Source organism: Escherichia sp. AM3 (genome assembly GCF_032029835.1).
Lineage (GTDB): Bacteria > Pseudomonadota > Gammaproteobacteria > Enterobacterales > Enterobacteriaceae > Escherichia > Escherichia coli.
The window spans coordinates 1-236 of sequence record NZ_JAVUPQ010001313.1 but is presented as its reverse complement, the minus strand read 5'-3'; the positions used below and the strand labels follow the sequence as shown (position 1 = coordinate 236).

1 protein-coding gene is annotated in these 236 nt (G+C 52.5%); it reads right to left on the bottom strand.

Annotated features, from left to right (window positions below; all coding sequences use genetic code 11):
* A partial coding sequence (locus RTW80_RS30845) for a conjugal transfer protein TraH (protein WP_312722071.1) occupies nucleotides 1-236 on the bottom strand: 236 nt, incomplete at both ends.

The following is a 236-nucleotide window of genomic DNA, read 5'->3' as shown; positions in this document are numbered from 1 at the left end:
CATCAGAACTTTGATCAGATCGCGGTTATCGACCAGTGGTGTCAGGATTGTCACGCCTCCGGTTTTATTGAAGATGATGGAGCCGACGGTACTCATTACCAGCTCCTTCAGCGCGCGATCATTAGCGAGCAGCCCGTTCTTACTGAGCGTGTCCCAGATAAGGTTTTTGTTTTTCAGCACCTGGTCTTTTTCTGCATCCCCTGCCCTGGCCGTGACCTTATCCCCCTGACCTCCGA